This is a genomic window from Xanthomonas translucens pv. undulosa, assembly GCF_017301775.1.
GTDB lineage: Bacteria > Pseudomonadota > Gammaproteobacteria > Xanthomonadales > Xanthomonadaceae > Xanthomonas_A > Xanthomonas_A translucens.
The window spans coordinates 1240840-1264473 of sequence record NZ_CP063993.1 but is presented as its reverse complement, the minus strand read 5'-3'; the positions used below and the strand labels follow the sequence as shown (position 1 = coordinate 1264473).

Annotated in this window: 12 protein-coding genes; 11 read left to right on the top strand and 1 reads right to left on the bottom strand. The window is 67.0% G+C overall.

The window, feature by feature from the left end; translation table 11 throughout:
• The 10 genes from ISN38_RS05215 to ISN38_RS05170 all read left to right on the top strand — a co-directional run bounded on the left by ISN38_RS05215 (position 1) and on the right by ISN38_RS05170 (position 20700).
• A complete protein-coding gene (locus ISN38_RS05215) occupies positions 1-2037 on the top strand; it encodes a methyl-accepting chemotaxis protein (RefSeq protein WP_003472641.1) in 2037 nt (678 codons plus the stop codon).
• Positions 2038-2149: 112 nt separating this feature from the next.
• A complete protein-coding gene (locus tag ISN38_RS05210; protein ID WP_206712094.1) occupies positions 2150-9235 on the top strand; it encodes an Hpt domain-containing protein in 7086 nt (2361 codons plus the stop codon).
• Positions 9222-10589 carry a chemotaxis protein CheB gene (locus tag ISN38_RS05205; protein ID WP_058361683.1) on the top strand — a complete coding sequence of 456 codons (1368 nt, stop codon included), beginning with the start codon at positions 9222-9224 and terminating at the stop codon, positions 10587-10589. Before ISN38_RS05210 ends, ISN38_RS05205 begins: the two co-directional genes overlap by 14 nt.
• Before the next feature lie 44 nt (positions 10590-10633).
• Positions 10634-11110, top strand: a complete 477-nt coding sequence (locus ISN38_RS05200; protein WP_068873557.1) for a chemotaxis protein CheW — start codon at positions 10634-10636, stop codon at positions 11108-11110.
• Between the two features lie 1056 nt (positions 11111-12166).
• Positions 12167-16117 (top strand): RHS repeat-associated core domain-containing protein, encoded by a 3951-nt coding sequence (locus ISN38_RS20150; protein ID WP_241753987.1) that lies wholly within the window; start codon positions 12167-12169, stop codon positions 16115-16117.
• A gap of 3 nt (positions 16118-16120) precedes the next feature.
• Positions 16121-16654, top strand: a complete 534-nt coding sequence (locus ISN38_RS05190) for a hypothetical protein (protein WP_206712093.1) — start codon at positions 16121-16123, stop codon at positions 16652-16654.
• A 141-nt stretch (positions 16655-16795) separates the two neighbouring features.
• Positions 16796-17845 (top strand): glycosylasparaginase, encoded by a 1050-nt coding sequence (locus ISN38_RS05185; protein ID WP_206712092.1) that lies wholly within the window; start codon positions 16796-16798, stop codon positions 17843-17845.
• A gap of 14 nt (positions 17846-17859) precedes the next feature.
• The gene (locus tag ISN38_RS05180) at positions 17860-18582 is read left to right on the top strand and encodes a copper homeostasis protein CutC (RefSeq protein ID WP_047325555.1); all 723 of its coding nucleotides are present in this window, start codon (positions 17860-17862) and stop codon (positions 18580-18582) included.
• Between the two features lie 382 nt (positions 18583-18964).
• On the top strand, positions 18965-20215 hold the full coding sequence (locus ISN38_RS05175; RefSeq protein ID WP_003472597.1) for a cation:proton antiporter: 1251 nt from the start codon (positions 18965-18967) through the stop codon (positions 20213-20215).
• A 143-nt stretch (positions 20216-20358) separates the two neighbouring features.
• Complete coding sequence (locus ISN38_RS05170) at positions 20359-20700, top strand: FmdB family zinc ribbon protein (RefSeq protein ID WP_047324637.1); 342 nt, start codon at positions 20359-20361, stop codon at positions 20698-20700.
• 70 nt (positions 20701-20770) lie between these two features.
• On the opposite strand, the gene ISN38_RS05165 is transcribed toward ISN38_RS05170, so the two are convergent.
• On the bottom strand, positions 20771-21715 hold the full coding sequence (locus tag ISN38_RS05165) for a DUF3011 domain-containing protein (protein ID WP_206712091.1): 945 nt from the start codon (positions 21713-21715) through the stop codon (positions 20771-20773).
• A gap of 158 nt (positions 21716-21873) precedes the next feature.
• On the opposite strand from ISN38_RS05165, the gene aspS reads away from it, so the two are divergent.
• Positions 21874-23631, top strand: coding sequence for an aspartate--tRNA ligase (gene aspS, locus ISN38_RS05160; protein WP_206712090.1), 1758 nt, complete (start codon positions 21874-21876; stop codon positions 23629-23631).
• The last annotated feature ends 3 nt before the right edge of the window (positions 23632-23634 follow it).

Here is a 23634-nt window from a genome sequence, read left to right as displayed (position 1 = left end):
ATGAGTACTGCAGCGGACGCCCCCAAAGCCAGCAAGCTTGGCAGCGTGGGGACGAGTTTCTGGCTGGGCCTGTTGGCGCTGTCGCTGATCGTGTTCGGCGCCAATACCGGCGTGGCCACCTGGCTGGGCAACCGCCTGGCCGGCGCCAGCACCGGCGCGGCCGACCTGCAGGTGCTGTCGCAGCAGTTGGCCAACCAGGGCCGCGATGCGGTCTCCGGCAACGCGGCCACCTACAAGGAATTCAAGCAGACCAAGGCGCGGGTGGAGAGCACCGTCGCCGCGCTCAACGCGCGCTACGCCAACGAGACCGGCATCGCCGGCCCGCTGGCCGCGCTCAACCGCACCTGGACCCCGCTGGGCAAGAACGCGCAGCAGGTGATGGACAGCGAACCGGCGGTGCTGGCGCTGGCCGGCAACGCCGAGCGCTTCGTCGGCGGCGTGCCGCAGCTGCAGGCGCAGTTGAACGAGGTGGTGCGCGCGATGACCGTCGGCGGCGCCCCCGCCGCGCAGATCTACAACACCCTGCAGCAGGTGGTGGTGGCCGGCACCATGGCTCGCCGCGTCACCGAGATGCGCGCCGGCGGCAGCGGCGCGGCCAGCGCCGGTGATGCGCTGGCGCGCGACTCGGTGGTGTTCGGGCAGATGCTCGAAGGCCTGCGCAACGGCAACCAGGAACTGGGCATCGCGCCGGTGCGCAACGCTGCCGCACTTGCCGCGCTGGAGCAGTCGCAGGCGCAATGGGCGGCGATGAAGAAGGACCTGGACGCGCTGCTGGCCAGTTCGCGCAGCCTGTTCGCCGCGCAGTCCTCGGCCGCGGCGCTGACCGCCGGCTCGGACCACATGCTCGACGACAGCAAGAAGCTGTTCGACGCCTTCTCCGCGTTCGGTTCCACCCGCGACACCCGCCTGTTCCCGAACTTCTGGCTGGGCGTGGTGTCGGGCCTGCTGGCGCTGCTGTCGATCATCGGCTTCGTCTGGACCTCGGTGCGCAGCCGCACCCGCGACCAGGAAATCCGCTACCAGACCCAGGTCGAATACAACAGCCGCAACCAGCAGGCGATCATGCGCCTGCTCGACGAAATCAGTTCGCTCGGCGAAGGCGACCTGACCGTCAAGGCCTCGGTCACCGAGGACATGACCGGCGCCATCGCCGACGCGATCAACTACGCGGTCGACGAGCTGCGCCACCTGGTCACCACGATCAACGACACCTCGGCCAAGGTCGCCATCTCCACCGAGGAAACCCAGGCCACCGCGCTGCAGCTGGCCGAGGCCGCCGGCCACCAGGCCGAGCAGATCGGTTCGGCGTCCGAGCGCATCAACGAAATCGCCGCCAGCATCGAACAGGTCTCGCGCAACTCCAGCGAATCGGCCGAAGTGGCGCAGCGTTCGGTGGTGATCGCCGCCGAGGGCGCCGGCGTGGTCCGCGAGACCATCCAGGGCATGGACCAGATCCGCGACCAGATCCAGGAAACCTCCAAGCGCATCAAGCGCCTGGGCGAATCGACCCAGGAGATCGGCTCGATCGTCGAACTGATCAACGACATTTCCGAGCAGACCAACATCCTGGCGCTCAACGCCGCGGTGCAGGCGGCTTCGGCGGGCGAGGCCGGCCGCGGCTTCGCGCTGGTCGCCGACGAAGTGCAGCGCCTGGCCGAACGCACCTCCGGCGCCACGCGCCGCATCGAAGGCCTGGTGCAGACCATTCAGGCCGATACCAACGAAGCGGTCAGCTCGATGGAGCAGACCACCTCCGAAGTGGTGTCCGGCGCGCGCCTGGCCGAAGACGCCGGCACCGCGCTGACCGAGATCGAGCGCGTCTCCAACGCGCTCAACAACCTGATCAAGAACATCTCCATCGCCGCGCACCAGCAGTCCGCCGCGGCGACCGACATCACCCAGACCATGGACGTGATCCGCCGCATCACCGGACAGACCTCGCAGGGCGCCGAGCAGACCGCCGAATCGATCGGCCGCCTGGCGCAACTGGCAGCGGACCTGCGGCGCTCGGTCGCCGACTTCAAGCTGCCGGCGTGAGCGGATCGGAACAGGGTGGAAGGACAGCGCACATGACGTACCGTGAACATTCCCAGCACACCGCCGCCGCGCTGGCGACGCGCGGCGCGCGGCCGTCCGCGGAGGCGCGGCGATGAGCGCGCTGCGCGATGCGATGAGCCATGCCGCGCTGGGCTGGGTCAAGCCGGAGCTGGACGAGACCCTGCGCCAGGTGCGCGGGGAGATCGAATCCTTCGTCGAGGACCCGGCCGACACCAGCCGCATGCGCTTTTGCGCCGGCTACCTGCACCAGGTGCAGGGCACCTTGCGCATGGTCGAGCTGTACGCCCCGGCGATGGTCGCCGAGGAACTGGAACTGCTGGCCATCGCCGTGCAGAACGGCCAGGTGCCCGACCGCGACGAGGCCTGCGCCACACTGATGCGCGGCACCGTGCTGTTGCCCGACTACCTGGAGCGCCTGCAGGACGGCCATCGCGACATCCCGATCGTGCTGCTGCCGCTGCTCAACGAGATCCGCGCGTCGCGCGGCGAGCCGGGCCTGAGCGAAGGCGCGCTGTTCGCGCTGTCGCCCGACGCCAGCGCCGCCACCGAGGCCGAACTGGACCATGCCCGCGGCAGCCTCAGCGGCCGCAACCGCGAACTGCTCGACACCGTCGGCACCGCGATCAAGGAAGAACTGCTGCGGGTCAAGGACGCGCTCGACCTGCACCTGCGCACCGGCGGCGACGTCGCCGCGCTGCAGACCCAGGTGGACGAACTGGGCAGCGTCGCCGACACCCTCGGGGTGATGGGCCTGGGCGTGGCCCGCGGCGTGGTGGTGCAGCAGCGCGATGCGCTGCGCAGCATCGTCGCCGGCGAGCGCCAGGCCGACGAGGGCCTGCTGCTGGATATCGCCGGCGCACTGCTGTACGTGGATGCCTCGCTCGACGACCAGGTCGCCTATCTCGGCGCCAGCGCCGGCATCCACGACGACGCCAGCGCCGCCGAGGCGCGGCGCACGGTGGAAGTGCTGGCGCACGAGGCGATCGCCAATTTCGCCGCCGCGCGCGAGCATTTCGTCGCCTTCATCGAGACCAATTGGGAACACGAGCGCCTGAGCGAGGTGCCGCGCCTGCTCGGCGAGGTCGCCGGTGCACTGCGCATGCTGGAACTGCCGCAGCCGGCCGATTACCTGGAAGGCGTGCGCCGCTACGTCGCCACCGAATTGATCGGCAAGCGCCGCGTGCCCAGCGGGCGCCAGCTGGACACGCTGGCCGATGCGATGGCCAGCCTGGAGTACTACCTGGAAGCGCTGCGCGAGCGCCGCCCGGGCCGCGAGGAAATCCTCGACATCACCCGCACCAGCCTGGAAACGCTGCGCTACTGGCCGTTGCCCAGCGCTGTGCCGGCGCCGCAGGGCGTGGTACCGAACGGCGGCGCCGACGCGGCTTTGCTCGCCGAGCCAGATGCCGCGCCTGCCGACGGCGTCGCCGCAGCGCCGAGCGCTGTGGTCGCGCCGCCGCTGGCGCCCTCCTGGGATCTGGCACCGGTCGCGGATGCGCCGATCGCCGCCAGCATGCCGCCGCCGCTGCCGAGCCAGACGCCGCAGGCGCCGCAGTGGACGTTGCACGAAGACGCCGCCGTCATGGCGAACGCCGAGGCTGCCGAGCGCATCGATGCCGCCGCCGACCCGTCCGCCGCGGCGGTCAGCGCTGCGGGCAACGAAGCTGCGTTCGTCGTCGTGTCGTCGCCGATCAGTTTCGATCCCGTCGCCGCGGAACAGGAAGAAGGGTCGGCCCTCGCCGAGCCGCTGCAGATCACGACCGACACCCTGGCGTTGGAAGGCGATGCGTTCCGGACCATGCACGCCGCCGCCGCGCCCGCGACCGACGAAGCGGCACCGGCCAACTACGGTTTCGACCCGGTGGCCGCCGAATACGCCGAACGCGACGCCGATGCCGGACACGACGACCCGTCCCTGGGCATCGTCGATGCCCAGGCCGCCGCGCCCACCGACACCGCCCACGACGATGTGCTGGTGATGGAACTGGAGGATGCGCCGGCCTTTGCCGATACCGCGTCCGACGAGGTTCACACCATCGTCTGGAACGATACGCCTGCGCCCCTGGCCGACGACAACGACAACGACAACGACTTCGCCGCCGAACCCAACACGCCCACCATCGACCTTTCCTTGAGCGATACCGTGTTCGTGGCCGCGCCGGAGAGCGAACCCGGCCAGGCGCCGCACGCGCATGCCGGCGAGGCGGAGCATGCCGACGTCGATGCAGGCGCCGAACACAGTCCGTTCGTCGACCTGACCTGGCCGGAGCCGACCCCGGCACCGGAAGCGCGGGTACCCGGCGTGCACCAGGCCAGCATCCAGCCGATCGCGCTGGATCCCGCCTCGGCGGCGTTCCTCGCCGAACTCGACGCCGCCGCCAGCCAATTCGATGTCACCGCTGCGCCTGCCGCGGCCGACACACCCAGCGCCACCGATGCAGGCGAAGACGTCGAAGCGCCCGCGCCCGTCGTCGTCACCGACGGCGGCTTCGTCGACGACGACGGCGACATCGACGCCGACATTCGCGAGGTGTTTCTCGAGGAATTCGACGAGGAACTGGTCAACCTCGGCAACCTGCTGCCGGCGTGGCGCGCCGCGCCGAACCAGCTGGAAAGCCTGCGCCCGATCCGCCGCGTGTTCCACACGCTCAAGGGCAGCGGCCGCCTGGTCGGCGCGCGCGTGCTCGGCGAGTTCAGCTGGAAGATCGAGAGCATGCTCAATCGCGTGCTCGACGGCACCCGCGCGGCCAGCCCGGCGGTGGTGACCATGGTCGAACTGGCCTACGAGGTGTTGCCGCAGCTCAACGCCGCGCTGCGCGGGCATGGCGTCATCCACGCCGACCTGGACGCGATCCAGGCGGTCGCCGACCGCGTCGCCGCCGGCGAGGACGCCTACTATTTCGCCGCCGCACCCGCCGTTGCCGGGGCCGCGCCGCGCGCCGGCACGCCGGCGTCGGTGGACAGCGTGCTGCGCGAGATCCTCGAAGCCGAGGTCGGCACCCATCTGGAGACGGTCCGCGACTGGCTGCAGCATGCGCCGCAGCCGGCCACCGAGGCGCTGCTGCGCGCGGTGCACACGATGAGCGGTGCGTTCGCGATGACCGATGTGCCGGAAATCACCGAGGTCACCGGCCCGGCGGAGAGCTACGTCAAACGCCTGCTGGCCGCCGCCGTGGTGCCCGGCGCCGACGGCGTGCGCGCGCTCGACGATGCCGCGCAGGCCATCGCTGCCACCATCGAGGAATTGCAGGCGCCGTCGCCGGTGATCCCGCCGTTCACCGCGCTGGCGCAGCGCCTGCAGGCGCTGGTCGCCACGCTGCCGGACCTGCAGTGGTCCGCGCTCGCGCACGAAGAAGACGAAGAAGACCACGCAGAGCGGTCGCACCCGCAGGCCGATGCCGCGCTGGACCCGCAGTTGCTGCAGGCGGTCGAACTCACCGCAGCCGACGACCTGTCGGCGTACCTGGGCGACGCCAGGCATCTCGACGCGGCCGGCGCGGATGCCGAGCATGCCGACGCGGCGCATGTCGCCGAGAACGCCGATGCCGATGCATCCGCGGCGCAGGCGAGCGATGCGCCGCCGCCGCCGCTTGCCGACGACGCTCACATGCTGGTGCCAAGCGACGCCGCTGCCGACGCCGCCACGGCGACGCCTGCGCCGGACGGCAGCGGCGTGGCGTTCGACGCGGAACACGCCAGCGCCGGCGCCAACCTCGCGCAGGACGATGACGCTGCAGAACAAGCGAGTGCGCCCGTTGCGCCGCCGGCCGACAGCGGCAGCGCGTCCGCCGCGATCGACCCCGACACGCAGGCACTGCTGGCCCAGGACGGCAAGCTCGACGAATTGACCGTCGACGCGCCGCTGGCCGATGAAGGTGCGCCCGCCGACAGCGAACTGCCGCCGCCAGCGGAAGAGCTGCTCGCAGCGCAGCAGCAGGATGCGACCGCCGTCGATGGCACCACGCACGGCGAACCGCATCAGGACGGCGACCAGGAAGCATCGCAGCGGGACGCGCACGACCAGAACGAGCAAGACCAGGCGCGCGATTCGCACGGCTATGCATTCAACGCCGAGCCGGTGCCGCCGTCCACGCAGTGGCACGGCAGCGAGCCGGTCTCGGCGAACGACGATGCCGAACTGCTGCCCGTGGCGGACGACGCGGCGGTGCATGCCGACAACGCCCCGCACGCGCACGACGACGCGGAGGCCGCAGCGCAATCGCAGCATAATGCCGTTGACCACGACGTCGCTGCCCACGCCGCGCAGACCGACATCGAAACGCATCCGGCCGACGCCGCAGCAGTCGACGCGATCGACGCGCACGATCACGTAACGACGCCGCACGCCGAAGACGGCGCGCATGCCGAATCCGAATCCGAATCTGCCGATGCCGATGCGGACGCAGCGCTCGGCGCAACAGCTGACTTCGAGCAGAGGCATTCGACCGACACGGTCGACGCGCCAGCGCACCACGCCGGGCACGAGCGCGACGCCGGCTTCGACCCGACACCGGCCGAAGCGCCGTCTGCCCATGCGACGCCCGCCGACGAAACGCAAGCCAGCGACATTGCCGACGTCACCCCGCACAACGCCGAACATCCGAGCGACTCCGCGCACCCTGCGCACACGGATGCCGAGCAGCCCGCACACGCGCAAACCGACGCGCCTGCCGACACCACGAGCGGCGACGCGCAGCACGCGCCCGCCGACGTTGCCGACGCGCCGTCGTTCGCCGAGTCCGCCCCGCACGACACCGCCGCGGCCGACGCCATCGCGCTGGCCGCCGTCGATCTCGGCCCGTTGGACTTCGCCGACCTCGACCGCGAGCTGGTCGATATCTTCGTCGAGGAAGGCAAGGACCTGCTCGACCATTGCGACCGCCTGGTCGCCGAACTGCGCGCGGCGCCGCAGGACCGCGACGCGCTCGCCGGCCTGCAGCGCGACCTGCACACGCTGAAGGGCGGCGCGCGCATGGCCGGGGTCAATCCGATCGGCGACCTCGGCCACGGCATCGAATCGTTGCTGGAGGCGGTGGCCGCCAACCGCACCGAACTCGATCGCCGCGACGTGCAATTGCTCGAACGCGGCTTCGACCGCTTGCACCAGTTGCTCACCCTCACCGGCAACCACCGTGCGGTGGTCATGCCGGACGACCTGATCGGCCGTTTCGACGCGCGCACGCACGGCCGCAGCCTGCCGCTGGAGGCCGGCACCGCCGCCGCGACGCAGACCGATGCCGACGGCGCGGCGACGCTCCAGGCCGCGGTCGCTGCGGAGTCGATCCCCGCGGCCGCGCCGGCGCCGCTGTCGGCACCGCTGCCGGTGGACGGCACGCTCGACGAGGAGTCGATGATCGCGCGGCCGATGCAGGAACAGGTGCGCGTGCGCGCCGACCTGCTGGATCGCCTGGTCAACCACGCCGGCGAAGTGGCGATCTACCGCTCGCGCCTGGAACAGCAGCTTGGCGCGTTCCGTGGCGCGATGTCCGAACTGGACCGCACCAACGCGCGACTGCGCGACCAGCTGCGGCGCCTGGACCTGGAAACCGAAGCGCAGATCGTCGCCCGCTACCAGCGCGAACAGGACCAGACCCAGCAGAACTTCGATCCGCTGGAACTGGACCGCTTCTCCACGCTGCAGCAGCTCAGCCGCGCGCTGAACGAATCGGCGGCCGACCTGGGCGGCCTGCAAGGCGTGCTCGACGACCTGGCACGCCAGTACGACGGCCTGCTGCAGCAGCAGTCGCGGGTCAGCTCGGAACTGCAGGACGGCCTCATGCTTGCGCGCATGGTGCCGTTCGACGGGCTGGTGCCGCGGCTGCGCCGCGTGGTGCGGCAGGCCGCCAGCGAGACCGGCAAGCAGGTGCACCTGACCCTGGAAGGCACCCACGGCGAACTCGACCGCAACGTGCTCGACCGGATGATCGCGCCGCTGGAACACATGCTGCGCAACTCGGTCGCGCACGGCCTGGAAACGCCCGAGCAGCGCCGCGCCGCCGGCAAGCCGGAGGAGGGCAGCATCGCCATCCGCCTGCGCCGCGAAGGCTCGGAAATCGTGCTGGAAGTGGCCGACGACGGCGCCGGCCTCAACCGCGACGCGATCCGCCACCGTGCCGAACAGCGCGGGTTGATTGCGAGCGGCGCCGCGCTGTCCGAGGAAGAACTGGATTCGCTGATCTTCGCCCCCGGCTTCAGCACCTACGACCAGGTCAGCCAGCTGGCCGGCCGCGGCGTGGGCATGGACGTGGTGCGCAACGAAGTGCGCCAGCTCGGCGGCTCGGTGGACATCCACTCGGTGTGGGGCCAGGGCGTCACCTTCACCCTGCGCCTGCCGCAGACGCTGGCGGTGACCCAGGCGGTGTTCGTGCAGATCGGCGAGACCACCTTCGCCGTGCCAGTGGCCTCGGTCAGCGGCATCGGCCGCATCAGCCGCGAGCGCTTCGACGCGGCCGACGGCGGCTACCACTACAGCGGCGAGCAATTCGCGCTGCACGACCTCGGCTCGCTGGTCGGCCAGGCGCCGGCACGGGCCGAAGGGCAGATGCAGGTGCCGCTGCTGCTGGTGCGCGCCGGCGACCTGCGTGCCGCAGTGGCGATCGACCAGGTGCTCGGCAACCGCGAAATCGTGGTCAAGCCGGTCGGCCTGCAGATCGCCTCGGTGCCGGGCATCTACGGCGCCACCATCACCGGCGATGGCCGCGTGGTGGTGATCCTGGACGTCGCCCCGCTGGTGCGCCGCTACCTGGCGCAGCCGGCGCGGCCGGTGGTGGAAGCGGCGCCGACCGAACAGCGGCGCGTGCCGCTGGTGATGGTGGTCGACGATTCGCTGACCATGCGCAAGGTCACCAGCCGCGTGCTGGAACGCCACAACTTCGACGTGATCGTCGCCCGCGACGGCATCGAGGCGCTGGAGCGCCTCGACGAGCGCGTTCCCGACCTGATGCTGCTGGATATCGAGATGCCGCGCATGGATGGCTACGAACTGGCGACCGCGATGCGCGCCGACCCGCGCTACAGAGCGGTCCCGATCGTGATGATCACCTCGCGCAGCGGCGAAAAGCACCGCCAGCGCGCCTTCGAGATCGGCGTGCAGCGCTACCTGGGCAAGCCTTACCAAGAGCTGGATCTGATGCGCAACGTGTACGACCTGCTGGGGATCGCCCGTGTCCGCGAATGACGGCACCGCCAGCGGGACCGCGGTCGCGTTGCTGGCCCGCCCCGGCCAGGCGCGCGAGCGCCTGCGCGAGGCGCTGCACCAGGTGGGCGCGTCGATCGTGCTGGAGGACGACCCCACCGCGATCGATGCGCAGACCCTGGCCGACGCCGCGCCCGACGCGGTGCTGATCGCGCTGGAGCCGGCGATCGAGGACGCCGTGGAGCGGCTGGATTCCGCGCTCGACCTGCCCGGCCTCACCGTGATCTTCGACGAAGCCGAACTGGCTGCGCGCCGCGAAGGCTGGGAAGCGCAGCGCTGGGCAAGGCACCTGGCGGCCAAGCTGCAAGGCCACCAGGACGTGCTGCCGCCGGGGCGCGAAACCGACACCGGCCTGCAGCCCGAACCCGGCCTGCCGGCGACCCCGGCGCAACTGCACGCAGGCGCGCCGATCGGCTTCCATGTCGAGGAAGCGGCCAGCTTCTCCACCACCGTACCCGGCGACGGCTTCTACGCCTGGCAGCCGCCGGCCGATGTCGCGCCCGGGTTCGAGGACCTGCAGTTCGCAAGCGCCGAAGCCGCCGCCGCCGCTGGCGAGGCCGCGGCCATGCCGCCGCTGGCCATGCCGGTGCAGGCGCCGGCCGCCAGCGCGGCGCCGGCCAGCACGCCGCCGCCGTTGCCGGCCAGCGCCTGGTCGCTGGTGGACGACGACGCGCCGCTGCTCGTGCAGGCACGCGCGCCGCTGAGCCAGATGCAGATTTCCACCGAAGGTCTGTCGCTGGTCGCGCTGGAGTCCGAGCAGGAGTCCGCCATCGATAACCCCGCTACTGCCGCCGCTGCCGCCAAGGTCGCGCAGGGCGCCGTGTTGGTCATGGCCGGCATCGGCGGTCCCGATGCCATCCGCCGCCTGCTCGCCGCCTTGCCGGCGGACTTCCCGCAGCCGCTGCTGGTGCAGTTGCGCCTGGACGGCGGCCGCTACGGCAACCTGGTCAAACAGATCGCGCGCGTGTCTGCGCTGCCGGTGCTGCTGGCCGAAGCCGGCCAGACGGTCGGCGTCGGCAACGTCTACATCCTGCCCGACGACATCGGCGTGCGCAGCGGCGACACCGCCGGCCTGCGTTTCGTCGTCCAGCAGGCCGGCGCCTCGGTGGTCGGCGGCTTGCCGGCCGCGCACAGCGCCGTGCTGCTGCTCAGCGGCAGCGATCCGCACCAGGTCGAGGACGTGCTGGCCCTGGCCGCGCAAGGCGCCTGGGTCGCCGGCCAGACCGGCGACGGCTGCTACGACCCGGCCGCCGCCGCACAGCTGATCGGCCGCGGCCATCCCGGCGGCGACCCCGTGCAGCTGGCGCAGGCCCTGTCCGCGCGATGGGGCGGCTGAGCCGTCGCCCGCGCGTTTTCTCCGGTTCCAGGACGACGTAATCCATGAACAGCTACGCCAGCAACGACGCAATCCGCGGAGTCCTGATCCAGGCCGGCAGCGAGCGCGCGCTGCTGCCCAACGCCACCGTCGCCGAAGTGATGTCGCGCGTCCCGGTCGAACCGCTGCCCGACGCCCCACACTGGCTACTCGGCCAGATCGCCTGGTACGGCTGGAACGTGCCGCTGCTCTCGTTCGCCCGCCTCACCGGCCTGGGCAGCGAAACCGTGGCTTCCAACAACAAGATCGTCGTGCTGAAGGCGCTGGGCGGCAACCCCGACCTGCCGTACTTCGCCCTGATCACCCAATCCTTTCCGCAACTGATCTCGGTCCCGCGCGACGGCTTGCTTGCCGACGCCTCCGAAGAAACGTTGCCGGCTGGCGTGCATATGCGCGTGTTGCTGGGCGAGCAGAGTGCGTTGTTGCCGGATATGGAAGCGATCGAGGGGATGATTGGGGAGCGGTTTTCGGCGGCGGTCTAATTTGCAATGTTTTCTTGCCAAGATTTAATTGGCAGCAAGTTCGCTCTTTGCAAAATGGTTGTAACTGGTGAGAGCTGATATATTGAAGTTTGGTGTGGTTTTTTTATGCTGCTGTGTTTTTTACTATTTAATATAAGGCGCGAGCTTGGCTAGTGATAACTGTGTATTTCACATGGCCTTTTTTGAAATTTCATGGATGATAGTTATAGGTCAAGGAGTTTAAGTATGATTATGATGAAAAAGATGCATTTTGGCGCAATTGTCCTCTGGTTCGCGACTATATGCGTAGGTTTGACTTCGGCGGGGCATGCACAAGCCCAAAACACGCGGTATTGCCATGCGGGATCCTGCTTTGACAGCTTGAGCGAAGCGGAAGCTTTCATGCGGGCACAATCTAGTTATGGGGTCTACTTTCGGCGTGTTGAATCGACGGTAAAGAATCCCGGGGGCTTGAGTCCGATGCAGGTTATTAGGTACGCAGTGCCGGATCAACCGCCTATAGCATTCTTCCCTGCAAGCTATACTGTTGGAGGATGGGGTTATGAAACTATAAGTAATTTCTGTGCTAGAAGTGAAGATCCCTATTTTCCTGATCGGTGTGCAAACGAGTCTGAGGCTGCAGCTAGCTTTCAGGCTTATTTTGAAAAAACGTACGCGCCTTGCACGTTTACAAACGTACGCATAGAAGGCTCGTATGGCAACCCCTTTGTGTACTCCAGGGGGGGTAATCTAATAGGGCTGTTGGAATTTATGACTCCGCAGGATAGGTGGCTTAAATGGGACACTCAATGTCCAGGTTGGCCGGTACCCGATGCTCGTGAGTTTCAAATAATTAAATTGCAAAGTTACGAGTGTCCTAAAGATTTTTGGCCAATTTGGGGTTTTAATCCGCCCTATAACAATAGTGGAAACCCTGATGCCATAGCAATTTGGCCAAATCTTTGTACGGCGGGCCAATTATCTGCGTACATCGACGTACAGGCGCCTCAAGGGATCACCCAGACGTCTTCATGCCCTGCTAATGATCACCCCTGTTTCCCGGCCACGGGTGACAAGTTGCGTGCAGAATATGATTTTGAGTTTGCTGGTCGCCCTTTCGAGCGATATTACCACTCGCTTCAGCAGCTGCAGATACCGGGTGCCATGGCCCAGGGATGGAGCCATCCCTATCTAGAGAGTGTGGGCTACGACGGTACTCCTTATATGATAACAGCCGAGGGGTATTTTGAAAAATTCAAACAAGTTTCTGATTATAAATACCGCGGAGTTCATAATGCCGGCGATTATTTGGAGATGAATTCCAATGGATCATGGATATTGACCAAGTCGGATGGCGAGCGTCGTAAATATAACGCCCAAGGTCAACTTACCGATATCTTATTGCCGAATGCACCCGGGTTAGAAGTGGCTCTTAAATACCAAAAGGGGCGACTAGTCCAAGCCACCGATAGGGTGGGCAGAACCTTGTTGTTTTCCTACGAGAACGACTTGCTGTCTAGCATCGATCTGAGCGATGGCGGCGTTATGCGCTATGAATACGACAGCGAACGTAACTTGGCGGCAGTGGTGCGTCCTGATGGTAGCCGCCGCAGCTACATCTACAACGAGGCCGGGGCATCGCCCGCGACAATCCGCCACTTGCTGACTGGCATTGTTGAAGACGGCGTACGCTACGCCTCTTTCGCCTATGGCAACGACGGCAAGGTTACCTCTAGCGGCTTGCACGGTGGCGCAGGGATGGTGGAAAAGACGACGTTGCGGTACACCGGCAGCGAGACCGCTACAGTCACTCAGCCCAACGGTACCAGCTACGACTACAGCATCAGCGCTGGAGCGTTCCGCCAGGTCAGTGGTATCCAAGGGCCTGGTGTTTCTCGAACCTACACCTTCAATGTTGAAGGAAGGCCGATTGCATCGGTCGATGGAAACGGATGGCGCAAGACTTGGACCTACAACGACACGCTTGCCAATGGCGCCTCATCGGTTACTGAAGTGGAGGCCGAAGGCACTGTGCAACAGCGCAGTCATGTCTTGGCGCGCGACGCGAACAATCGCATCGTGCAATCACAGACATCCACCGCGGCCGGCATGATCGCAACCACGCGCTACGCCTACACCGCAGATGGCGCCTTGGCCGCCCGATGTGAGATCGATCCGTCCAGTACGGTGGCGACCGCTTATGTCTGCGGATCGTCATCCACGCCTCCGACTGGAGTTCGCCAACAGTTGCGGGCGTATTGCAGTACGGACGATGTTGCGGCGGGTGGTCCATGCCCCACCGTCGGCCTGCTCAAGCGGCAAGACGGTACGCGCACCGATCTGGTTGATGCCGCAGACTACACCTACTACCCCTCCGACGACGCAACCTGCGCCACATCGCCCACCACCTGCCTACATCGGAAGGGCGACCTCTGGAAGGTCACCAGCGCCCTGGGCCAGGTAACGGAATATCTGTCCTACGACGGCGCCGGCCGTGTGCTGTCGGTGAAAGACGCCAATGGCACCATCACCGACTACACTTACCACCCGCGCGGTTGGTTGACCGCCAGCAAGGTCCGGGGCGCCGACGACAGCAGCGAGAGCGACGACCGCATCACCGTGATCGGCTACTGGCCGACCGGACTGGTCAAGCAGGTGACCCAGCCGGACGGCGCATTCACCGCCTTCACCTACGACGCGGCGCACCGCCTGACCGATATCGCCGACAACGCCGGCAACACCCTGCACTACACGCTGGACAATGCCGGCAACCGGGTCAAGGAAGACACCAAGGACGCGTCGGGCACGCTCAAGCGCACGCTGTCGCGGGTCTACAACCAGCTCGGCCAGCTGGCAACGCAGGCCACCGCCAGCGGCGACCCGACCGACTTCGGCTACGACGCCAATGGCAATACCACCACCGTCACCGACGCACTGGGCCACAAGACCCAGAACGACTATGACCCGCTCAACCGCCTCGCAAGCACGCTGCAGGATGTGGGCGGCATCGCGGCCGAGACCAAGTTCGGCTACGACGCGCTGGACAACCTGACCAAGGTCACCGACCCCAAGGGCCTGGACACCACCTATGCCTACAACGGCCTGGGCGACCTGACCAAGCTCACCAGCCCGGACACCGGCGTCACCACGTACACCTACGACAGCGCCGGCAACCGCGCCACGCAGACCGATGCGCGCAACATCAAGACCACCTACAGCTACGACGCGCTGAACCGGCTGACCAAGCTGGCCTATCCGACCACCAGCCTCAACGTCAGCTACACCTACGACGTCAGCCAGACCACGTGCGCCAGCGGCGAGACCTACGCCATCGGCCGCCTGGCCCGGATGCAGGACGGTAGCGGCAGCATCGACTACTGCTACGACCGCTTCGGCGATTTGGTGCGCAAGGTGCAGACCACCAACGGCAAGGTGTTCGTGCTGCGCTACGCGTATACCAAGGCGGGCCAGCTAAGCCGGCTGACCTATCCAGATGGTGCCGCCGTGGATTACGTGCGCAACGCCCAGGGCCAGACCACGGAAGTGGGCGTGACGCCGGCCGGCGGCACACGGCAGGTGCTGTTGAACAACGCGGCCTACTACCCGTTCGGGCCGGTCGCGAGCTGGTCCTACGGCAACGGCCGCCCGATGCAGCGCGTGCTGGACCAGGACTACCGCCCGCTGGCGATCAACGACACCCGCAGCGACGGCCTGAGCACCGGCTTCGCGTTCGATCCGGCCGGCAACCTCAGCGCCCTGACCGCGGCAGGCAACACCGCGCCGGTGGTCAGCCTGGACTACGACGCGCTGGGCCGATTGACCGCGTTCAAGGACGGCCCGACCGGCACGGTGATCGACGGCTACAGCTACGACGCCACCGGCAACCGGCTCAGCGCCAAGGTCAACACCGCCACGCAAAGCTATACCTACCCGACTACCAGCCATCGCCTGAGCGCGGTGGCCGGCACCGCGCGCACCTACGACGCGATCGGCAACACGCTCTCCATCGGCGGCACAGCGCAGGAGTTCGCGTACGACGCCACGGGTAGGATGAGCCAGGCCAAGCGCGCCGGTACGGTTGTGATGAAGTATGTTTACAACGGTCGCGGCGAGCAGGTGCGGCGGGTGGACAAGACCAACACCTACACGCTGTACGACGAAAGTGGGCATTGGTTGGGTAACTACGATGCCAACGGCACCACGCTGCAGCAGGCGATCTGGCTGGACGACCTGCCGGTCGGCGTGCTGTCCAAGAACAGCCTGCGCTACGTGCAGCCCGACCACCTGGGCACCCCGCGCGCGGTGATCGACCCGACCCGCGATGTGGCGATCTGGAAATGGGATCTGAAGGGCGAAGCCTTCGGCAATACCTCACCGGACCAAGACCCGGACAAAGACGGCACCGCGTTCGTATTCGATATGCGCTTACCTGGGCAGCGCTACGATGCGGCGACGGGGTTCAATCAGAACTACTTCCGAGATTACGATGCCGGCACCGGGCGGTATGGGCAGACCGACCCAATAGGGTTGCGAGCCGGTCCCAGTATCTATGCGTATACAAATGCTGATCCTACGACCTCAATTGATCCATATGGACTTCAGGTTAGAGCTCCGAGTTCACATACATGGAGGCAAAATTCAGGGGGCTATTCAAACATCAAGTCGGATATCCCATATACTCCGCCCGGGGTAAATATCCCGTTGGGCTTTTCAGTGCATGACACTATTTCAAGTTATTGGGAGTCTGCTGCAATAAGTTTAGTTCCGTGGGACTATACGATGTATTGCATTGATGTGTGGTGCATGCGTAGAAAGTCAGAGGGCCAGTGTTCTATATCTGATGAATGGGAAAGAGAGGGGCAGATTGGTGGTTATCAAACTCTCATAAATGTTATGCGTCGAGGATGCCAGTGTAGGAAGGCGCTGTTTGGAGATCAGTTGCCAAAGACTGGGCCTGATCAAGCAGAATTTATGGATGCGTTGGAGATCGCAGCTAGGTTGCGAGAACTTCAGATGATGAGGAGGTAATGTATGAAATTTTTTATTATTGTTTTATCTTTTTTGGGCCTTGCTGCTTGCAGCGCTAGTGCTGGATCCTCGGGGTCGCTTGGGTATATTGTCCCTGGCTGTGAACAGGTAGGGGCTTCTGATGAAATAAAAAAATGGCCAGCCTCTGAATATTTGTTTGAATCATCTAAGGCTAAGCAGGTTTGTGCGCAGCCTATTTCTTCTGGCCTGAAAATTGACGCTCCACTGCGCATTGTTCCTTACAAAAATGGATTGATTGATGTTGAGTTCGAGTGCAGCCATCAGGATTCAATGAAATTTTTTAAAAAAAATGCAGGCAAGGAAGTAATTTTTGTTGCGGGTAATGAAGCTGTTGTAAAAGCTAGGGTTCCTGAAAATCCTACTGATGACCGATGTGCCTTGTTGGGGCAGACAGACCTTAAGGAGTCTGTCTCGATTTGTGAGGCGTTCGCACATTCGCTAAATAAGGATAAGGGGAAGTGTGTGGAGCTTTGCTCTCAATCTGATTCAGATTGGGCATGTGTTGTACACAACTAAAATGTGCTTATGGCATGGGTGATGCTATATATCTCCAATCAAGGGGCATGCCTTCAATCCCACACCGCTCTGCCGCATGATACAAGGCTAGCCGCGCGCAACTTCGCCCGGCACCCATCCTTCCGCGCAGGAGCCCAACCCATGCACGAACGCCGCCATTTCCTCAAAACCGCCGCCTTCGGCGCCCTCGCCACCGGCCTGGCCGCGGCGTTGCCGCGCGCCCGGGCCGCGGCCAGCAACGGGGTCGCGCCGCTGCCGCGCGGCGCGGCGCGGGTGATCTCGACCTGGGATTTCGGGGTCGCGGCCAACCGGGCGGCGTGGCAGGTGCTGGCGCGCGGCGGCGCCGCGCTGGATGCGGTGGAGGCCGGGGTGCGGGTGCCGGAGGCCGATCCGGACAATCCCACCGTCGGGCTGGGCGGCTATCCCGATCGCGATGGGCGGGTCACGCTCGATGCCTGCATCATGGATCACACCGGCGGCTGCGGGTCGGTCGCGGCGCTGGAAGACATCGTGCATGCGATCTCGGTGGCGCGGCGGGTGATGGAGAAGACGCAGCACGTGATGCTGGTCGGCGACGGCGCGCTGCAGTTCGCGCTGGCGCAGGGCTTCGAGCGCACCAGGTTGCTCACGCCGTCGTCGGAAAAGGCGTGGAAGGCGTGGCTGAAGACGTCCAAGTACGCGCCGGAGGCGAACATCGAGAACCGCGCCTACCAACAGGGCACGCTGCCCGGGGGGAAGGACAACCACGACACCATCGGCATGCTGGCGCTGGATGCGCACGGCAATCTGTCCGGCGCCTGCACCACCAGCGGCATGGCGTGGAAGATGCACGGGCGGGTGGGCGACAGTCCGATCATCGGCGCCGGTCTTTACGTGGACAACGAGGTCGGCGGGGCGACCTCCACCGGCGTTGGCGAGGAAGTCATCCGCAATGTCGGCAGTTTCGCGGTGGTGGAGAGGATGCGCCAGGGCAAGAGCCCGGCCGAGGCCTGCCGCGAGGTGGTGATGCGCATCGTGCGACGCAAGCCGCAGTTGACCCGCGACCTGCAGGTCGGCTTTCTGGCAATGAACAGGCGCGGCGAGGTCGGTGCGTTCGCGATCCAGCCCGGTTTTAGTTACGCGGTCTGCGACGCGCAGCGGCAGGATCTGTTGCTGCCGGGGCAGAGCCATTTCGCGACGTCGGCCGCATGAGCCGGGTGGTGCCGATGGGGCTGGAAGTGGCCGCCGATTCGATCGGTTCGGCGCTGGCGGCGCAGGCCGGCGGGGCGATGCGGGTGGAACTGTGCGGCGGCCTGGACGGCGGCGGGCTGACGCCGTCGTTCGGCACGCTGGCGGTGCTGCGCGATCGATTGACCATTCCGCTGTACGTGCTGATCCGCCCGCGGGTCGGCGATTTCGTATTCGACGCCGCGGAGGTGGAGGCGATGCGGCGCGACGTGGAGCAGTGCGTACGGCTCGGCTGCGACGGGGTGGTGCTGGGCGCGCTGGATCCGGCTGGCGAAGTGGATATGGCGACGATGCGGGTGTTGATCGCGGCGGCCGGCGGCTTGGGCGTGACCTTCCATCGGGCGATCGATGTCAGTGCCGATCCGTCGCGGGCGCTGGAGGATGCGATCGCGCTTGGGTGCGAGCGGGTGCTGACCTCGGGTGCGCGGGCGACCGCACTGGACGGCATCGGCACCATCGCCGCGCTGCTGCGCCAGGCCAACGGGCGCATCGGCGTGATGCCGGGGGCCGGTGTGTCCGAGCAGAATGTGCGTGCCTTGCGGGTGGGGACCGGGGCGCGTGAGTTCCATGCCTCGGCGCGCAGTCCGGTCGTCGCGCAGGTGCATGCCCGGCATGCGTACATTCACGATCTGGGCGGCGATTATCAGCGCACCGACGTTGCGCGCGTGCGCCGCATCGTGGCGGCGTTGCAGCAGCCATAGCGGCCCTGGGGCATACCGCGCGTAGGCACCGGCCAACGTCCCGGACGTCATGACCGGCATCACGCGCCGCGCAGGATCGCTATGGCCGGTTTGCAGAAGCGCGCCCGATCTGTGGGAGCCGACCTAGTCCTGTGCCCTTTGTGCATGGGCATGCGCATCGGCTTGCTCGGGGACATATGCGCTGGCTGATGCGTTGGATCGCGTTTTTGCGTGCTTGGCTCCGAGCCAGCGTGCTCGCGCCGATGGCGAAATCCACCGCAGTCGTTGCGGCGGTCATCTGCTGACGGGGATTCTTCAGGGCCGACTAACGACATCCGCGCCTGCCACGCGGCATCATTACCGCCGCCGCCAGCGGCCCCCACCACGACGGATGCACTGCCCGATGAGCCACGAACTGATCTACCTGCTGCTGATCTTCGCCCTGCTGGTGATCCCGCGCGCGCTGCAGCGCTTCAAGCTGCCTGCGCCGCTGACCTGCCTGCTGTTCGGCATCGTCGCGATGCTGGCGATGGGCGAGCGGGCGCATGATCCGGTGATCGTGCTGCTGGCCACGCTCGGCATCTCCTCGCTGTTCCTGTTCGCCGGTCTGGAGGTGGACCCGAAGGCGCTGCGCCGCGGAATGTGGCCGCTGCTGCTGCATCTGCTGGTGCGCGGCGTCACCTTGTTCGGGGTCGGTTGGCTGGCCTGGCGCTACGCCGCGCTGCCGTGGCAGGCGGCCGGGTTGCTGGCGCTGGCCCTGCTGACCCCGTCCACCGGCTTCATCATCGATTCGCTGGGCCGGCTCGGGCTCAGCGAGGAGGAGCGCTTCTGGGTCACCAGCAAGGCCATCGCCGGCGAATTGCTGGCGTTGGCGGCGTTGTTCGTGATCCTGCAGGCCGGCGATCCCTGGCGGATGGGTCTGTCCAGCCTGGCGTTGCTGGCGATGCTGGTCGGCCTGCCGCTGCTGTTCGTGGCGCTGGGGCGCTGGGTGGCGCCGCAGGCGCCCGGGTCGGAGTTCTCGCTGCTGGTGATGGTCGGGCTGATCGCCGCCTACATCACCTATTCGCTGGGCGTGTACTACCTGGTCGGCGCGTTCATCGCCGGCCTGGTCGCGCGCCTGCTGCGCCAGCGCATGCCGCTGCTGGCCTCCGACGAGAACCTGCAGGCGGTGCGGCTGTTCGCTTCGTTCTTCGTGCCGTTCTACTTCTTCAATGCCGGCACCAAGGTGCCGACCGGGGCGCTGAGCCTGCAGGCGCTAGGCATGGGCCTGGCGCTGACTGCGTGCGTGCTGCCGCTGCGCATCGGCATCCTCTGGCTGCAGCGGCGGCTGCTGTTCGGCGAGGATGCGCGCAGCAGCCTGCGGGTGTCGCTGGCGCTGGCGCCGACCCTGATCTTCACCCTGGTACTGGCCGGGATCCTGCGCGAGCGCTTCGCCATCGCCGATACGCTGTTCGGTGCGCTGCTGCTATACGCGGCGCTGAGCACGCTGCTGCCGTCGCTGCTGTTCCGCATGCCGTTCGACGTGGACCCGGTCGAGGCCGCGTCGCCGCCGGCGGCGCCGGCCCAGGGCCTGCCGGAGGCGCCGGCTGCGCAAGATCCGGCGCGGCCGCCGCTCGATCCGCCGCGGCCAGCGCTGCCGCAGGCGGTCGTTTGAGCGGCCCGCGGTTTCCGAACCCGTGTAGCGCCGCTGCGGCCCGCAGGGGAATGCAGGACGGGGCGCCACGCGCCGGTATCGCTTGAAAGCCGGCGCCCGGGCCCCATACTGGCTGCCTGTGTTCCTTTCGCGTTTTTGCCGCCATGCCGATCTATGCCTTCCAATGCGCCGAGTGCGGTCACAGCTTCGACCGCCTGCAGAAACTGTCCGATCCCGATCCGGATGCCTGTCCGTCGTGCGGGGCGTCCGCGGTCAAGCGCCAGCTGACCGCACCGTCGTTCCGCCTCTCCGGCAGCGGCTGGTACGAGACCGACTTCAAGAAGGACGGCGACAAAAAGCGCAACCTGGCCGAGTCCGGCAACGGCACTGCCGGCGAGGCCAAGCCGGCCGCCGCGGCCGCCTCCACCGATAGCGCGGCCAAGTCTGCTGCAGCACCCGCGGCCACACCGGCGTCGGCGCCGGCCGCCAAGCCCGCCGCGACCTGAGCAGGGCGTCCTGGAAATGCAAACGGCCCGGAGTCGCCTCCGGGCCGTTCGCGTTCCTGCACAGCGTGGTTCAGCGCGCGCCGAAGCGTGCCCGGCAGCCTTCCTTGACCCACACCGCATTGCCCTCGTAGCCCCAGTTGCGGCCCTCGACGCAGGTGGTGCCGGACAACTGCTGGATCACGCTCGGGCGGCCCTGGTCGCGATCCCAGGCGCAACTGCGCAGGCGCTTGTCGTCGCTACTGCAGGTCACCGAGTAGTCGTCGCCGGACGGCGGGCGGTCCGGACCCCAGCCACCGCCACCGCGGCCACGGCCTTCGGCGAACTCGCCACGGCAGCCATCGTCCACCCACACCATGCCGTCGCGCTGGCCCCAGCTACGGCCTTCGATGCAGCGGGTATCTGACAGTTGCCGGACCAGCACCGCATCGCGCCAGCCGGTGTTGCAGACGCGCTGGCGCTGGTCCTGGCTCTCGCAGCGGATGGTGCCGCCTGGGCCTGGGCCACCGCCGTCGCCCCAACCGCCGCGGCCCTCGGCGAAGCGGCCTCGGCAGCCGCCGTCCACCCACACCACGCCGGGGCCGGAACCCCAGGTCTGGCCTTCGATGCACGGCGAGTCCGACAGCGCACCGACCAGCCGCGCGCGGCCGCGGAACGGGGTCGCGCACTGGCGGCGCCTGCGGTCGTTGCTGGAGCAGGCGACGGTCTGTGCGTCGAAGCCCGGCTGCGGCCGCCACTGGCCGCTGCTGCCGCGCAGCGAGGTGGCGATGTCCTGCTGGATGCGGCCGAAGCCCCAGCCGCGGTCGATCTGGTCCATGTAGAACTCCAACTGGTCGTCTGGGATCTGCCGGCCGCGGGTCTGGTCGGCGTATTCGCGCTCGATCACCCGCACCCGGCTCGGCATCGACAGCTGCCGCAGGTCCTCCGGCGCGTAGGCGCGCGCGCTTTGCGCGACCACCGGCCCGCTGGCCAAGGCCAGTCCGGCCATCAACAACCAACCGCTCAGTTGCTTCAACATGGGTCCCCTCCGATGCCCGTGACGGTGGGCGGACTATAGCCTCACGGAAACTTAAGGCCAGGTGAGTTGCGGTGCGATTTGCCCGGGCCGGCGCCGCGCCGCAGAATATCCGGCTTGCCGGCGCGTTCTGCGCCAGCGGCCCCACCTTGGAGTTTGCGATGCGTACCCACTTCTGCGGCCTGGTCGACGAGACCTTGATCGGCCAAACCGTCACCCTGGCCGGCTGGACCGATGTCGCCCGCAATCTCGGCGGGGTCTGCTTCATCGACCTGCGCGACCACGAGGGTATCGTCCAGGTGACGGTGGAGCCGGACAACGCGGAGGTGTTCGCGGTCGCCGCCTCGCTGGGTTACGAGGACGTGCTGCAGGTGGAAGGCGTGGTGCGCGCGCGGCATGCGGTCAACGACAAGTTGCGCAGCGGCAAGGTCGAGGTGATCGCCACCCGCATCACCGTCCTCAACAAGGCCGCGCCGCTGCCGTTCCATGCGCACGAGAGCCCGGGCGAGGAAACCCGCCTGAAGTACCGCTACCTGGATCTGCGCCGCCCGGAGATGCAGCGCATGCAGCGCACCCGCATCAAGCTGGTGCAGGCGCTGCGCCGCTACCTGGACGAGCGCGGCTTCCAGGACATCGAGACCCCGATCCTGACCAAGGCCACACCGGAAGGCGCGCGCGACTTCCTGGTGCCGGCGCGCATGCATCCGGGGGAGTTCTACGCCTTGCCGCAAAGCCCGCAGCTGTTCAAGCAGATCCTGATGGTGGCCGGCTTCGACCGCTATTACCAGATTGCGCGCTGCTTCCGCGACGAGGCGCTGCGCGCCGACCGCCAGCTCGAGTTCACCCAGCTCGACATGGAATTCGCCTTCGTGCGCGAGCGTGATGTGCAGGATGCGGTGGAGCAGATGATCCGTCACATCTTCAAGCAAGTGGTGGACGTGGAACTGGCCGCCGAATTTCCGCGCATGACCTGGGCCGAGGCGATGCGCCGCTTCGGCTCGGACAAGCCGGACCTGCGCATCGGCCTGGAACTGGTCGATGTGGCCGAACTGGTCACGTCCAGCGAGTTTCCGGTGTTCACCGCTGCTGCCAACGACGCCGCCGGCCGCGTCGCCGCGCTGCGCATTCCCGGCGGTGCCAGCCTGTCGCGCAAGCAGATCGACGAGTACGCCGCGCACGCGGCCAAGTACGGCGCCAAGGGCCTGGCCTACATCAAGTTGTCGGACACCGGCGAAATCAGCTCGCCGATCGCCAAGTTCTTCTCCGAAGCGGCCTTCGCTGCACTGGTCAAGCACGTCGGCGCCGGCAACGGCGACATCGTGTTCTTCGGCGCCGGCGGCTACAACACCGTCTCCGATTTCATGGGCGCGCTGCGGCTGAAGGCCGGCAAGGACTTCGGCCTGGTCGCCGCCGGCTGGGCGCCGCTGTGGGTCACCGACTTCCCGATGTTCGAATGGGACGAAGAGGCACAGCGCTACGTCGCCCTGCATCACCCCTTCACCGCGCCGGCGGTGGACGACATCGCGCAGCTGCGCACGCATGCCAGGACCGCGGTGTCGCGCGGCTACGACATGGTGCTCAACGGCAATGAAATCGGTGGCGGCTCGATCCGTATCCATCGCCCAGAGATGCAGAGTGCGGTGTTCGAATTGCTCGGCATCGGCGCCGAGGAAGCGCGCGCCAAGTTCGGCTTCCTGCTCGACGCGCTGAACTACGGTGCGCCGCCGCATGGCGGCATCGCCTTCGGCATCGACCGCATCGCCGCGCTGATAGCCGGCACCGACTCGATCCGCGACGTGATCCCGTTCCCCAAGACCACCGGTGCGCAGGACCTGATGACCGACGCGCCGTCGCCGATCGCCGATGCGCAGCTGGCCGAAGTGCATGTGCAGGTGCGTGCCAAGCCGGTGCAGGGCTGAGCG